This is a genomic window from Tritonibacter scottomollicae, assembly GCF_032924845.1.
GTDB lineage: Bacteria > Pseudomonadota > Alphaproteobacteria > Rhodobacterales > Rhodobacteraceae > Epibacterium > Epibacterium scottomollicae.
Genome location: NZ_CP136704.1, coordinates 808985 through 823738 on the forward strand (window position 1 = coordinate 808985; position 14754 = coordinate 823738).

The window sequence follows — 14754 nt, forward strand, 5'->3', positions numbered from 1 at the left end:
TATACGGTCAAGCTGAAAGGATAACACCGATGAGCAACAAGACCAAAAATGTATTCATCAGCCACGTCCACAAAGACGACAAAGGCCTGACCGACCTTAAAAATCTGCTCAAGAACAGGGGCATGGATGTGCGTGACAGTTCGATTAATTCGGATCGTCCGAACAATGCGAAGTCGCCGGACTACATCAAATCCGAAATACTTGCGCCCCGCATCGATTGGGCCAGCACGATGATCGTCTATATCTCGCCGGAAACCAAGAATAGCGAATGGGTGAACTGGGAGATCGAGCGCGCGCACAAGCAGGACAAAACCATTGTCGGCGTGTGGGAGCGCGGAGCCAACGGATGCGAGGTTCCCGAAGCGCTCGACGAATACGGCCATGCGGTTGTCGGATGGAACGCAGACAAGATTATTGACGCTGTGAATGGGAATTATGAGCAGTTTGAAGCACCGGACGGCACGCCGTGCGAGCCCCGGCCTATTCGCCGACATCCGTGTTAGTGAGGGCCAGATTGCCAAAAATGTATAGTTACGTGGTCGCCTATGACAGCGGGTTTGCTCCAAATCCCTTCAATGGATTCTGCACGTTGGCAACTTGTAAGCCAAAGATCAGGAAGCACGCTTCGGTCGGAGATTGGATTATCGGAACCGGGAGTGACAGGAAAGGAGTCCGCCGCGGTGGATTCTTGGTTCACGCTATGTGTGTCGAAGAATCTCTGACATTCTCGGAATACTGGCACGACCCACGATTTTCCAAGAAAAAACCTAATCTCTTCGGAAGCTATCGCATGTCTTGCGGCGACAACATCTACTGCCCAGATGGTGAAGGTTGGCTTCAGCTGAATTCCTACCATAGCAACCAAGATGGAACCCAGCGTGCAGATCACACTACGAAAGATACGTCAGTTGACCGCGTTCTTGTTTCGCAGAAATTTGTTTACTTTGGGGCAGAAGGTCCCGAGCTCCCAGACCAACTGAAATCAGCAGGCCTCATTCACTCAGGTATTGGCGAACACAAAGTAACAGATGTCGGAGCGATAAATATGTTCGAGACTTGGTTCGATGAGCTTGGCCTCCGGGGATATCAGGGTCGGCCGTTCGACATGGTGGAAGCCGCGAGAAAGAGAGCAGCACAATGAGCGGATCACCAGTCAGTCCGCATGTTCTGCTGTCCGACTACGAGCAAGCCATCGCAGCCACGGACCGCTTTGAAGACTTGGAAGTCACGCCGATCTTGCTGGGCCTGTTTGGCGAAGTCGGCAGCGTGATGAGCACGTCGAAGAAGCTTCACCGGGAGAAGGGAGCGTTCACGGGTTTTCGACGTGATGTCGAAGAAGAACTCGGCGATACGCTCTGGTACGTCGCCGCGCTGTGCAGGCGTCTGGACGTGAAGCTCTCGGATATGTTTGCACGGGTTCTCGACGGGAAAGGCTACGCAGTCAGCATCGCGGCCAACGCCGATCCTGCGCATCCGGTAGCCCGGATCATGACCGCCAAAGACATCGCACCGCTAGACTTTGTTCTGCTGCGGTTGGGCGAGCAGGCGGCCAAACTTCTGAGCCTCGACGTTACTGCCGATACGGCCAAGGATCAGGTGCTCGACTTTGTCCGGGTCTACATCGAGGCCGTGCAAGCCGCCCATGTTTCGTTCTCTACCGTCTTGAGCAGCAACATGGCCAAAGCCTGCGGTCGCTTCATTGCACCGAATTCCGATGATCTGCCGGATTTTGATTCCGGCTTTCCCGTCGAGGAACAACTGCCGCGTCAATTCGAGATCGAGATTTCGCAGCGGGCTAATAGCCGAAGCTATCTTCGGTGGAACGGCGTTTTTATCGGTGACCCGCTATCGGACAATATTTCCGATGAGGACGGATATCGGTTTCACGATGTCTTCCATTTTGCCAATGCGGCGATCCTGCACTGGTCGCCAACATTCAGGGCGCTGATCAAGCATAAGCGAAAAAGCAAGAAACACGTCGATGAGGCTCAGGACAGCGGACGGGCCATTGTCATCGATGAAGGGCTGTCAGCCTACATCTTTTCCTATGCCAAATCTGTGAACTTCTTCGAGGACCAAAAGACGGTGTCCTTCGATTTGCTCAAGGCCGTGCGCAATTTTGTGCGCGGCTACGAAGTTGAAGCCTGTCCTCTTCACCTGTGGGAGTATGCGATCTTGCAAGGCTACAAGGTGTTTCGTGAAGTGCGTAGGAATAATGGCGGCATCATTGTCGGCAATCGCGATGAACGCACGCTGCGCTACAAACCCGCCGGAAAGTAAGTATAATGAGTACACAAGAAATTTTCAGAACGCTGGAAGACATTCGGTTCGAAAACACCTTTAATCCTTATTTCGAGCGGTGCCCTGTCTATGATGCGAAAGATGCACCGGAGCTAAGACGGCATTACCTTGCAGAAATGCTGGATCGTGCTGCCGACGCCGAACTGGATGCGATCTGGGTCGGGCGTGACCTCGGATATCGCGGAGGCCGGCGAACCGGTCTGGCGCTGACAGATGATGTGCATTTTGCCGATCATTTGGAGCGTTGGGGGCTGGATGTGCAGCGTCCAACCTACGGCAAGCCTGTCGCCGAAAGGACCGCCACCGCAATCTGGGATGTCCTGCTGCGGGTCAACGTGCCGGTCTTCCTCTGGAATGTCTTTCCCCTTCACCCCTTCATCGAGGGCGATCCGTTCTCCAACCGAGCCCACAACGCCACAGAGCGCAGGGCGGGAGCCGGGGTTTTGATCAAGATGGTTGAATATCTGCAACCGAAGCGGATCATCGCCATCGGCAACGATGCCTACAACGTCCTGTCCCGCGTCTTTGCCGAGGATTTTGTCTACAAGGCAAGGCACCCCAGCTATGGCGGGCAGACCGAGTTCCTGGCTACGATGCAGTCACTCTATGCTACGCAAATCGCCGAGAGCGAACCGGATTTGTTTGGCCATATTCCGGGAGCAAACATCAACTCACGGTAGCCTTTATCTCGTACGTCCGCTTTTAAGTTCGAGGCCCATTGTTGGTTCACGCGCAGCGAGCTTTCACGTCCCACCCATGCCGCCAAAGCTGGGGACGCGCCTGTCTGGCCCTGTGCGCTTTTCGACCCAATGCGCGATACTGCGGAGCGGCCCGTCACTCCTGCCGTTCACTGCGACCCACGAAGCTGTTTGAATGTCGAATTCACTTGGCCATCAGCACTGCCTGTTATTGTGTATCCTCTCGCGTGGATTCACAATTAGGTGCGCATGAGTCCGCCGCCTTTGGAAAGAAGATTCTATTGCGTTTACAAGGGATTGCGTAGAATCCGGATATCTCATGTGCCGAGCGTAGCAGTCCGCTTGCCCTTCTCCGCGCAAGTTGTCGTTAAAGCGCTTTGGAAAGTACCCACCTTGCTCGGGGTAGCTTGGAAGTTTGATCCCGAGCAATCCGTTGGGGCTTCTCGTTTCTCCCTGACGAAGTGATGCCTGAAGCTCCCAATCGACATAGCGTCGCGCCCACGTACACCTGCCAAGCATTAGTAGCGTAACGGTCGAGTTGGAGAGATAGAGCTCACGGATGCGACGCATGACGTAATCTGTGTCGGCGCTTTGAACGACCTCACCAGGCATTTCGTTGCCGAGGCCGCGAGCGATGAAGGTATCTGCCTCGTGATCGAAGTCCCGAATGAATTGATCGACTTCACGTTGATCAGCATGGTGGTAAGAGATAAAACACTTTCGGCGAACGGCTGCCATATCGACCTCACACAATAGTCTTACATGCGGGCAAGCTAACACGCTCTCCGCTTTTTGTGTTTCCCGAATCTTCAAGAAATCTGGTTTTCTTGGCTCGTTTGAATGTCCGCTCCGATTGTGGGCCGCGAGAATGCTTGCACGTGCGGAGAATGACAGCTCTCCGCCCTGCCAGTAGGCAGTGCCACCGGATGCAAGAGCAGAACGAATGTCGTGATTGGGCTGCAACCACAACATTCAGAACTGGGTTGAACAAGGAACGCACCGGCTAAGCTTCCATCTCGATCAACGACTTGATGTTTTCGTTCAGAGAGCCTTCACCGTTCTGCTATCCCATCCACAAGTTCGGCCCGCCCGAGATCATGAATACCGATCAGGGATCGCAGTTCACGTCCTTTGCCTGGACGGATCGGCTCCGCCGGAGTACGGGCAAACTTGATGGGCAGCTTCGACAAGGCGCTTTGCGTCATCGGCTGCCTGCGCTACATCTTGAACGGTGATGAAAGGCAGGTTTGGGCCGCTTGACCTTTTCGGTCCAGCGGGCGACTATGTTCTTGGCCTAGCGCGTAGGCCGGTGTGTCCGCCATGCGAAGCAATGCAACGCGACTTCATTCTTCTTGGATGCCATGCCGCTGGCAGGTTCCGATAAGCAGCGGGCACCTTTTCGGATCCAGTTCGGATATGGATCATGAAACCGACTTACTATCTTAGAAAGCTGAAGGAACTGTCCAAGCGCTACGCGCGAGCTCAACAGGTACCTCTCCATAAAGCGCGTGATGCGGTTGCCGAAGTACTGGGCTTTTCACACTGGAACGACGTTACTAAGGCACATAGAGCCGGATGGACCCCAACGAAGGAGCATGTCTCTGCCGTTGAAAGCTTGCTCGTCGAAGCGTTGCCCGGCGATGAAGCTGGTGGGCCTCGATCTGGGTCATTTATTGGAGACTCAGTCTTCGAGACAGATGTTCAACACGGCACTATTGATGGGCACGAATACTCTATCTCAGCTTCAATGGGCGACGTTCATATGCATGGGACGGGTTGGCACCTGTACGTGCCTGAAGCTCCAAATGCGGAGCCACGTCTAGAGATCGCAAAACAGATTGAGCACGAGGCTCCAGTTTATGAAGCCGCATTTCAGCAAGAAGCACTCGGCATCGCGATCAAACGAGCGGAACAGGTTCGTGCCGGAATAGCATCAGATTGGCCAAGACGTTCTACAAAGCCAGACAAAGACGGTCTCGTCCGTCATCCCTTAAACGGAGCTGAGTCAGATAAGTGGTTCTGCTTGCATTGTGACACTTCGATAACTGGCGAACAGATTGCCAGGAGTCTTTGGCATTGCCCACGTTGTGACGCGTCTCCGCTCAATATTTTCGAAAGCCCTTGGTGGCTTGAAGAGCATGATGCACAGCCAAAGCCATTTTCTGACAAAGAGAAGCAAGGGAGGCCCGAGCTGGTGGTCGATGTTGTGGATACACGGCCGAAACTGAAGCTCGATACAGAAAAGGTGACTTTATTGATACGAAGCGCTCTCGTTGAGGATGCCTCGAATGTAAGCGAGCGCTTGGGGGCATTATTCGCCGATATCTTTGTTCATGATGACAACGATCTATCTATCACCTTCGATGAAGACCTTTGGCCGGAGAACAAGGAACCTATTTCTGCGCTCGCGGTTGCCGCACATCTCGGGATAAATGTTGATCAACATCTATGTCTGCGGGACTTGCCCTTTGCTTGGCCCGGGTTGGGTGAACACACCGAAAGCACCGTCGAGTACACGAAAATGATGCTAAATGCCTACGCCAGCCAAAGGGCTGACAAAGATTTCGAATGAATAACGACTCCTAGATTGGAGGTTGCGGGGAGTGTCCCCGCAACCTGCGACACTTGAGTTCGATGCTCTTCAGGTTTGCCATTGCACCGACCGCCAGCACACTTTCACCATAGTATCACCAAGACCCTCGCGGCTTCGAACTTGGGAGGTTTCCCAACGCGGGTCGTCCGCCCACCAAGACGCCAACCTCGCGCCGCGACCCGCATCAGAAAACCTTCACCATCGACCTTGGAAGCGCGGTTCAGATACTGCAGTCGGAGCCCGCTTTCCGGCCATTCGCTGGGCATGCGAAACTATCGTCGACCAGACCTTTAAATGCATATCCTGTCCTTGAACTCACTTTTTTGCATCCTGAAGCCCAAAATCGCCTCTGTTCAGGCCTCTTGCAGATCAAGAGGTGCTTCTCATTTGCTGGCGAACATCCTCTGGGTTGGCCTTCGGAGAATTCTCCCTGGGCTCCATTGACCGGGGAGTTCAAGCTGTGCTTATCAGATTGACTCTGAAACGCAAAAGGCCAAGCTTTGCCCAAGTTGCACTCCGAAAGCCACGGACAGTTCAAATAGGGAATGATGTATGCGTTGGTCTCACCTTTTTGTCGGACGGGAACAGGAGCTGGAAAAGCTTCAGCAAGCCTACCTTGCGGCCAGTGGGGGTCGGCCGCAAGTAGTCGGGATTGTTGCAGAGAGCGGATTTGGGAAAACGCGGCTTGCCCAAGAGTTCTATAACTGGCTGTCTGTCTATTGCGAGCCCGCTGGCGAAGAGGGGTATTGGCCGGATATTCTTGAGCGAGTTGAGAACAACTTGACTGTAAATCCGGATCCGGGAAGTTGCGGCGCGAACGGAAAGCCACCGCCCTACTTCTGGTGGGGTCTTAGAATACCTGATCCTGGTTCAAGAAACGAAATTGTTTCGGGCGCGGTTTGGCCGGCAGTCGGTTTGCTCGCCCCACATCTCGAACGGCACAAAAAAGAGTTCGACCGGAAACAAGTCAGGGACCAGGCAGTCAAAACTGGTGCCAAGAATGCTCTCTCGGTCGGCGTTGATTTGGTCGGAGGCGTATTGTCGTTCGGGCTCTTGGGCGTTGCCAAGACGGCACTAGAAACATCCAAGTCAGTATATGACCTAAGTCGCGAACACTCCATGATCAGCGACCGCGACGTAGACCCGGGAGCAGTCGCACGCCAAAAAGACGACCAGCTGACACAGACGATCATAGAGGATCTTCGGCGGGTTGTTAAGACGCCACCAGACGGAATGGACTCGATTCCACTTGTGGTCTTGCTGGATGACGCCCAGTGGGTCGATCAAGACCCTGGCGCAGAGGCTCTGGTGAACACTCTAGTCGACGTCGCACGCAAGGAAAATTGGCCGTTGTTGCTCTTGATCACCTGTTGGGAAAGGGAGTGGCGGAGTAGTGTCGTGGGTGAGACGGCGCCCGGGATGTGGGTCAGGGAAAACGAGGGCGATCAAACGATCTTCTTGGGACGGGCAACCGAGATCGAAGAGTTACTACATGTAGGCTTTCCTGGTCTTGCAAAAGAACAGACCAAAACTCTTGTAGGTCAGGCCGATGGAAATCCTAGGTTTCTGGACGAGATATTGATGTACTTGGACCGCAACCAGAAGCTATTCGAGGGTCGCGATCAATCGGCCGCCCTATCCAAAAGAGGTGAGGAGAAAGTCTATCAGATGAGTTTCGCGGACCTTGTCATGGACAGGTTCACAGATACGCCAAGTCATGTGCGCCGAGCACTCTCAATCGCAAGCATCCAGGGCATCACGTTTTCGGCGCGGATCGCGAAAGACATAGCAAGTTCTGCTCGTTTCGAAGATCACGAAGAGGGCCTTGCAGAAGGCGAAGATCCTTCTGGATTCGTTGAGGTTCTCGAGACGGTTCGAGATGGAAAGCGCTACAGCGAGGGCTTCCGGGATGTCGGGGAGTTTCGTCTCAGGGCCTATCAGGAGGCGGCTAAGGAAGATCTCGGGAACCACATTGATGAGGATGAGGCGGATGAACTGTTTGCAGCAGTCGTTGCGAGTTTGAAAGATGAGCTCGACAGTGCTGCGGATATCGATCTCGAGATCCTAATATCTCTGATCGAATCCGATCCTAGAGCCGCATTCAGCGCCGCCGAAGTTCTTCTGAAGAGGTTGGCAGACCGCGGGGAAGTCCAGTTGGCTGGAAGCATTGCGAAGCGGCTCTTACCTCAAGTCCGAAAAAGCTTATCTGCAATCGAAGCATCCGAACTTCGAGCGATTGTAAGTGCTGTTTTCAATGTCAGCGGATTGAGGGATGAGTATTGGCAGCTCTATGAGGACTTTATAGCCTGTGTGTCGGGTCGGATAGGCGGTGCCTCTGACTTTGAAGCAAGAAGGGACTTCGGTTTTGCCAAGCAACTTTTGGGCGACTTAAACTGGACAGCCAGCGGGCCTCAAAGGGCATTGCAAGACTACCGAGAGGCCGAGGAGGTATTCCGCGCGCTGAGCATAGACCATGCCACACAAAAGACGATGGAGCATCTGGCCAACGCCGTTTATGACCTCGCGAGGGTAACCCAGGCGACCGACGGGCCCGCCGCCGCACGTGCGGGTTTTGCCGAGAACGAGCAGCTCATGCGGGCGCTGGCCGAGGAACAGAACACTCCGGAGGCGCGGATGAATCTGGCCAACGCCGTCTATGCCCTCGCGACGGTAACCCAGGCGACCGATGGGCCCGCCGCCGCACGTGCGGGTTTTGCCGAGAACGAGCAGCTCATGCGGGCGCTGGCCGAGGAACAGAACACCCCGGAGGCGCGGAAGAATCTGGCAACCGCCGTCTATGCCCTCGCGACAGTGACCCAGGCGACCGACGGGCCCACCGCGGCACGTGCGGGTGTTGCCGAGCACGAGCAGCTCATGCGGGCCCTCGCCGAGGAACAAAACACTCCGGAGGCGTGGAAGAATTTGGCCTTTGCCGTCTATCACCTCGCCACCGTGACCGAAGCGCTCGACGGGCCCGCCGCGGCACGTGCGGGTTTTGCCGAGCACGAGCAGCTCATGCGGGCCCTCGCCGAGGAACAGAACACTCCGGAGGCGCGGAAGAATCTCAGCCAACGCCGTCTATGCCCTCGCCACCGTGACCCAGGCGACCGACGGGCCCGCCGCAGCACGTGCGGGTTTTGCCGAGGTCGAGCAGCTCATGCGGGCCCTCGCCGAAGAACAGAACACTCCGGAGGCGCGGATGAATCTGGCCCTTGCCGTCTATGGCCTCGCGACGGGAACCCAGGCGACCGACGGGCCCGCCGCGGCACGTGCGGGTTTTGCCGAGGTCGAGCAGCTCATGCGCGCGCTGGCCGAGGAACAGAACACCCCGGAGGCGCGGATGAATCTGGCAACCGCCGTCTATGCCCTCGCGACGGTAACCCAGGTGACCGACGGGCCCGCCGCGGCACGTGCGGGTTTTGCCGAGCACGAGCAGCTCATGCGGGCCCTCGCCGAGGAACAGAACACTCCGGAGGCGCGGATGAATCTGGCCAACGCCGTCTATCACCTCGCCGCCGTGACCCAGGCGACCGACGGGCCCACCGCGGCACGTGCGGGTTTTGCCGAGGTCGAGCAGCTCATGCGCGCGCTGGCCAAGGAACAGAACACTCTGGAGGCGCGGGCGAATCTGGCAGCCGCCGTCTATCTCCTCGCCACCGTGACCCAGGCGACCGCCGGGCCCGCCGCCGCACGTGTGGGTTTTGCCGAGCACGAGCAGCTCATGCGGGCCCTCGCCGAGGAACAGAACACTCCGGAGGCGCGGAAGCATCTGGCCAACGCCGTCTATCACCTCGCCACCGTGACCGAAGCGCTCGACGGGCCCGCCGCGGCACGTGTGGGTTTTACCAAGGCCGAGCAACTCATGCGGGCGCTGGCCGAGGAACAGCACACTCCGGAGGCGCGGAAGAATCTGGCCAACGCCGTCTATCACCTCGCCGCCGTGACCCTGGCGACCGATGGGCCCGCCGCCGCACGTGTGGGTTTTGCCAAGGCCGAGCAACTCATGCGGGCCCTTGCCGAGGCACAGAACACTCCGGAGGCGCGGAAGAATTTGGCAACCGCCGTCTATGCCCTCGCGAAGGTGACCCAGGCGACCGACGGGCCCACCGCGGCACGTGCGGGTGTTGCCGAGCACGAGCAGCTCATGCGGGCCCTCGCCGAGGAACAAAACACTCCGGAGGCGCGGAAGAATTTGGCCTTTGCCGTCTATCACCTCGCCACCGTGACCGAAGCGCTCGACGGGCCCGCCGCGGCACGTGCGGGTTTTGCCGAGCACGAGCAGCTCATGCGGGCCCTCGCCGAGGAACAGAACACTCCGGAGGCGCGGACGAATCTGGCAACCGCCGTCTATCACCTCGCGACGGTAACCCAGGCGACCGACGGGCCCGCCGCGGCACGTGCGGGTTTTGCCGAGCACGAGCAGCTCATGCGGGCCCTCGCCGAGGAACAGAACACTCCGGAGGCGCGGAAGAATTTAGCCCTTGCCGTCTATCACCTCGCCACCGTGACCCAAGCGCTCGACGGGCCCGCCGCGGCACGTGCGGGTTTTGCCGAGCACGAGCAGCTCATGCGGGCCCTCGCCGAGGAACAGAACACTCCGGAGGCGCGGATGAATCTGGCCCTTGCCGTCTATGCCCTCGCGACGGCAACCCAGGCGACCGACGGGCCCACCGCGGCACGTGCGGGTTTTGCCGAGCACGAGCAACTCATGCGGGCCCTCGCCAAGGAACAGAACACTCCGGAGGCGCGGACGGATCTGGCCAACGCCGTCTATCACCTCGCCGCCGTGACCCAGGCGCTCGACGGGCCCGCCGCCGCACGTGCGGGTTTTGCCGAGAACGAGCAGCTCATGCGGGCCCTTGCCGAGGAACAGAACACTCCGGAGGCGCGGAAGAATCTGGCCTTTGCCGTCTATCACCTCGCGACGGTGACCCAGGCGACCGACGGGCCCGCCGCGGCACGTGCGGGTTTTGCCGAGCACGAGCAGCTCATGCGGGCCCTCGCCGAGAAACAGAACACCCCGGAGGCGCGGACGAATCTGGCCAACGCCGTCTATGCCCTCGCCACCGTGACCCAGGCGACCGACGGGCCCGCCGCAGCACGTGCGGGTTTTGCCGAGCACGAGCGGCTCATGCGGGCCCTCGCCGAGGAACAGAACACTCCGGAGGCGCGGAAGAATCTGGCCCTTGCCGTCTATCACCTCGCGACGGTGACCCAGGCGACCGACGGGCCCGCCGCCGCACGTGTGGGTTTTGCCGAGCACGAGCAACTCATGCGGGCCCTCGCCGAGGAACAGAATACGCCCGACATTAACTACAATGCATGCCTTTGCGGTATCTTGAAATTCCACCGCAAAAGCCTCGCCTCAGTTACTTGGACGACTCCATTTGCTGAGCAGCTTCCTCCGAGGCCTGTGGCACAGGAAGCATTGCAAGCTCTTCCCGGATTGATCGAGTTTATCCTGTCCTATGCTCAATCAAATCGCTCAGATATCATGCCGGTGATTTGGCTGATGCGTAGCCGGCTTTTCTTAGCGAATTGTGCATTGGAGTTGGGGGAAAGCCAAAGCGCTCTGGAAACTTCACAGACCGGACTCGATGAAGGTAAGGAATTGCTGCAAGTCGAGAATTCATCGGCCGCGCAAACTTTAGCCCAACTTCTGGTCGCAAAGGCGCGCGCGGAATGGCATCTCGGGGATAATACCGCGGCAGAAAAGAGCTTTTGCAGTGCTGAAATCAAACTGGATCGAGGCGTGTTGGCCGATTGGGACTTCGATAGCGACCGCGCGCTAGTCTGCTGGTACTACGCGGCATTTCTGAACAGCATCGGCGCAGACCAAAAGGCCAGAGATACCTTGATCCGGGGACAAAAGGCTGCAGAGTTGTTCGCCCGGTTCAATGCAAAGGATAGCCAAGCGATCCTTGAGGCCTATAATGATCTGGTCAGATCAGAGGTGTCCGTTATGAAATGAAGTAGTCTGATTGAACTGACTGCGTTAGGACGGCTTAGAGCATTGACTTTGAGCAAGCTCAACGGCGCCGGGTTTACCCGCGCTGACAAAACCTTGTGAGCTGCCCGCATCATCCACAATGCAAAGGGCAAATTCCTTTTGGGCGACATCAATTCCAACGTAGCGTTTCATGGCCGGTCTCCTCTGCCTTCAGAGTTTCTCCATCAACAATAGCGATGTTTAAAACCTCACAGCTGGATTCGCCGCAGATAGGCCATGTCCGCTTTCACGACCTGCTCAGATTCCTGCTGCAAGCGCGAGTTTTTCAACGAGATACGCCCATTCCGTGGAAAAACACCCGTTCGCTGGCGTAGAATGCTGCGCCCAGATTGGAGCGCGAGCGCCTTTCCTGTCAGGTTTTTCTCGGTTTCTGCGGTGCAGGAAGGGGCTTGGCCAGCTCGCGGAGGTTCTGGGCGGTGGCAGCGAGGAGAAATTCGTCATTGGCACCGCACGGTCCGCGCAATCAGAGCCGGTTGAGGCCGAGGATCCGCTCGAGATGGGCGAAGAGCATCTCGACCTTCTTCCGTAGCTTCATCGAGATGACGTATTGGTCGGTCTTCGCGATATCCCGCGCGACCTGGCGGGAATCTTCATATTCCTCGCGGGTGATCTTGCGGGCATCCGCTTTCGGGCAGCACTTTGCCTTGGATGGACAGGCCTGACAGACCTCTTTCAGCGCCCGATAGCGGGCTGTGCCCTTGCCGGTTGGCCTGCGGTTCGGATCGGAGTAGTTCCGGCGGAACTGCTTCAACTCGTGCCCCTCAGGGCAAATGTATTGGTCGTTCTCCGCATCCCATTCAAAGTCGGCGCGGGTCCATGTTCCGTCATTGCGCCCTGACTTGTCGAATGCGGGAATGTGGGGCGCGATCTTGCGCTCGTGTTCCGACGCGACTGGAGCAGGATATCCAGCACGTCGCCATTGGTATCGACCGCCCGCCAGAGCCAGTGCTTCTGTCCCTTGATCGAAATCACGACCTATTTGCCCACCAGACCAGGGCGTGCGCGACGGATCCGGGCGGCAAACTGCCGACAGAAGCGCGCGACCCGGTCCCGCACGGTCTCGTAGGAAACGGGGATCCCGCTGGAAGAGAGCTGGTCTTCGACGATCCGGAGGCTGGCAACAAATATGCCTAGACGGCGTAGCCGATCACGGCGCGCGGAAGTCGGGACCCTTGATGCGGGACGGGTCGGATAGATTCAACATAGCCCTTCGCTATCCAGCGATCGGGCGGCCTGCAACCTGACAAAGCCGTCACAGAGCAGGCAGCGCGGGTGTTAGGCGCGGCGGTCAGACAAGAAATTCGAAGCTTGAATCGCCAGGGAATTACGCCTACGCTGTTGTCTAGCAGCTGAAAACGCTGCGCCTGCCGTCGATTGCGCGGCTTGGCATGTTCGCCGCCATCTGAGCGGCTGTTAGCTTTAGTCAAAAAAGGCTGAGGCGTTGATTGTGAAACAGTACAGCGCATAATCATGCGCCCTGTTTTGCTTTCTTTTTAACAGCCGAAGGGAAAGAAAATGGCACATAGCGAAATTACCAATGTTACCAAACACGAGCTTGTCGAAGGGTATGACTTTTCTGCCTTGGTGACGCTTAACGTCGATAGGCATTCGTCGCTCCCGCGGATCGAGTTTTTTACGTCCGAGCATGTTTGCGGTGTTTATCAGGCGCCCCGCGTTCTCCAGCTGCGCTATATCATTCAGAGCGATGCGCCCGGCGTAGCCTTCGTGGTCGACATCCCCCGGGTGGAAGCCTTCGCTCGGGAAGTCGAAGCTCTCTGCGTAGGCATCAATCTCCACAGCGAGTTCATCTTCGACGAGGGCAACGGAGTCTTCATCCGGCATCTGACCCAGGATGCGGAAGACGGCGTGGATGAGCTGACCATGTTGTTCGAGAACTTCATCGAGAGCGGAGAATGGCAGGATGCTTCGGTAGAACTCATGGACACTGAAGACTTCTGGACCGAGGACGAGCTCTTCGCTCTCCACCGCCCTGATATGACTCTCGAAGAGTTCGAAGCCGCCGTCATCGCTGCACAGGAGGCCGCTGATACCCGCAAGTTTAAAGTTGTCGGGGTCGCATACGGAATGATCGAGGACGCGTTCGAAAAGGCAATCGCCTAATATCGTCACGAAGGGGCGCTGAGCTTTTCGTACGCTCAGCGTCTTCCTTCAGCCCGAGCCGTTGGAGGTTCTGTGAGGTGGCCTCCGATCATTGGACAGGATCCGGCGTAGTGTGCGTTATGGTCAGGGTGGTTCGCTGAACGACGTGGCATCCCGCCTCGCGCCGTTTTCGTTTTAAGCCCTGTGGCACTGCGGGCAAGTAGTGCGCGGGCGCGGGCTTGCGCCCCGTTGGCAAGGGTATCCTCTTCCTGGCGGATTTCATTCTCAAGCCGCTCAAAAAGTGGCGCGTAAACCGGATCATCCAACAGCAACAGGGCCACGACCTGCGGTGCCGCTTGCAGACGGCTGAGGTCGTCCCCGGAATTCCAAGTCGAGGGCCTGTTTATGCGCGGGTCGATGATCATGGTTCAGGGTTGGAGGTCCAGAGGGATAGGTTAGATTTCGGGCGCAGGGTATTCCGGGACAGCCGTGGCTTCTTGGCTGTGGGATGAAGCCAGGCTCAGGAAGCGGTCCGCCTCGCTTCCGGGAACCGACTCTGTGAATTCACGGGGGGCGCACAGCACCTCGCTCTGATCCGCAAAGCGCACTTGGATCGCGTGCCCAGGTATGCGGGTCCAGTTCCAGTCCCGGAGGTGACGTCGCAGCAGGCGCAGAAGGTTTCCGAGCCAGCAGCCCCAGGTCAGGCCTCCAGCGGCACCATCAGGGCGTCGTGCATCTCTCGGATCATCAATGCGCTGTCTCGGATCTCGCTTCGAAGGTCCTTCATCTCTTCGGTCAGGGTGCCGATCTGCGCCTCGAGGTCCTGACGAAGGATCTGGAACGCGTGGAGCTCGCTCTGGATCAGGCGCAGCGCATTCAGGAGTGCTTCGCCCAATTCCGAACGGTCGCCGGTTTCGGTCTGCAGAAGGGCCAGAAGCGGCAGGAGCTGGCTCACCTTGTTGTCTGTCGTGCTGAGTGCTGCGAGTAGAATTTCGACCTCGTTGGGCAAGGTCAGCGTGTCGGGTTTGGTGGGCATCGAGAAGGCCTTTCAT

At 57.6% G+C, this 14754-nt stretch carries 11 protein-coding genes and 2 pseudogenes; 7 read left to right on the forward strand and 6 right to left on the reverse strand.

Annotated elements, in window-relative coordinates; translation table 11 throughout:
* Positions 1-29: 29 nt before the first annotated feature.
* The 4 genes from R1T40_RS04390 to R1T40_RS04405 are packed head-to-tail and all read left to right on the forward strand — an operon-like array spanning position 30 to position 2981.
* A complete protein-coding gene (locus R1T40_RS04390; protein WP_317386015.1) occupies positions 30-503 on the forward strand; it encodes a TIR domain-containing protein in 474 nt (157 codons plus the stop codon).
* A 20-nt stretch (positions 504-523) separates the two neighbouring features.
* Complete coding sequence (locus R1T40_RS04395; protein ID WP_317386943.1) at positions 524-1141, forward strand: Nmad2 family putative nucleotide modification protein; 618 nt, start codon at positions 524-526, stop codon at positions 1139-1141.
* Positions 1138-2280: a nucleoside triphosphate pyrophosphohydrolase family protein gene (locus tag R1T40_RS04400; protein WP_317386016.1), complete on the forward strand. Its 1143-nt coding sequence runs from the start codon at positions 1138-1140 to the stop codon at positions 2278-2280. The genes R1T40_RS04395 and R1T40_RS04400 overlap by 4 nt, the downstream gene beginning before the upstream one ends.
* Positions 2281-2285: 5 nt before the next feature.
* Positions 2286-2981 (forward strand): uracil-DNA glycosylase, encoded by a 696-nt coding sequence (locus R1T40_RS04405; RefSeq protein ID WP_317386017.1) that lies wholly within the window; start codon positions 2286-2288, stop codon positions 2979-2981.
* A 213-nt stretch (positions 2982-3194) separates the two neighbouring features.
* On the opposite strand, the gene R1T40_RS22260 is transcribed toward R1T40_RS04405, so the two are convergent.
* Positions 3195-3971 carry a TIR domain-containing protein gene (locus R1T40_RS22260; RefSeq protein ID WP_394805016.1) on the reverse strand — a complete coding sequence of 259 codons (777 nt, stop codon included), beginning with the start codon at positions 3969-3971 and terminating at the stop codon, positions 3195-3197.
* Between the two features lie 451 nt (positions 3972-4422).
* Between R1T40_RS22260 and R1T40_RS04415 the strand changes: the two genes are divergently transcribed.
* Positions 4423-5571: a P-loop NTPase family protein gene (locus R1T40_RS04415; RefSeq protein WP_317386018.1), complete on the forward strand. Its 1149-nt coding sequence runs from the start codon at positions 4423-4425 to the stop codon at positions 5569-5571.
* 2409 nt (positions 5572-7980) lie between these two features.
* Here the strand turns inward: R1T40_RS04415 and R1T40_RS04420 are convergent.
* Complete coding sequence (locus R1T40_RS04420) at positions 7981-8664, reverse strand: hypothetical protein (RefSeq protein WP_317386019.1); 684 nt, start codon at positions 8662-8664, stop codon at positions 7981-7983.
* A gap of 22 nt (positions 8665-8686) precedes the next feature.
* Here R1T40_RS04420 and R1T40_RS04425 point away from each other — a divergent pair, with 22 nt between their 5' ends.
* Positions 8687-11563 (forward strand): hypothetical protein, encoded by a 2877-nt coding sequence (locus R1T40_RS04425; protein WP_317386020.1) that lies wholly within the window; start codon positions 8687-8689, stop codon positions 11561-11563.
* 24 nt (positions 11564-11587) lie between these two features.
* On the opposite strand, the gene R1T40_RS04430 is transcribed toward R1T40_RS04425, so the two are convergent.
* From R1T40_RS04430 to R1T40_RS22265, 3 genes and pseudogenes are all read right to left on the reverse strand, one after another.
* Positions 11588-11734: a hypothetical protein gene (locus R1T40_RS04430; RefSeq protein WP_317386021.1), complete on the reverse strand. Its 147-nt coding sequence runs from the start codon at positions 11732-11734 to the stop codon at positions 11588-11590.
* A gap of 220 nt (positions 11735-11954) precedes the next feature.
* A pseudogene (locus R1T40_RS04435) lies at positions 11955-12479 on the reverse strand (transposase); the annotation flags it as partial.
* Positions 12473-12571, reverse strand: a pseudogene (locus R1T40_RS22265) (DDE-type integrase/transposase/recombinase); the annotation flags it as partial. The pseudogenes R1T40_RS04435 and R1T40_RS22265, both read right to left, overlap by 7 nt.
* Positions 12572-13117: 546 nt before the next feature.
* On the opposite strand from R1T40_RS22265, the gene R1T40_RS04445 reads away from it, so the two are divergent.
* Positions 13118-13723 carry a hypothetical protein gene (locus R1T40_RS04445; protein ID WP_317386022.1) on the forward strand — a complete coding sequence of 202 codons (606 nt, stop codon included), beginning with the start codon at positions 13118-13120 and terminating at the stop codon, positions 13721-13723.
* Positions 13724-14402: 679 nt separating this feature from the next.
* Here R1T40_RS04445 and R1T40_RS04450 read toward each other — a convergent pair.
* The gene (locus tag R1T40_RS04450) at positions 14403-14738 is read right to left on the reverse strand and encodes a hypothetical protein (protein WP_317386023.1); all 336 of its coding nucleotides are present in this window, start codon (positions 14736-14738) and stop codon (positions 14403-14405) included.
* Between the last annotated feature and the right edge of the window lie 16 nt (positions 14739-14754).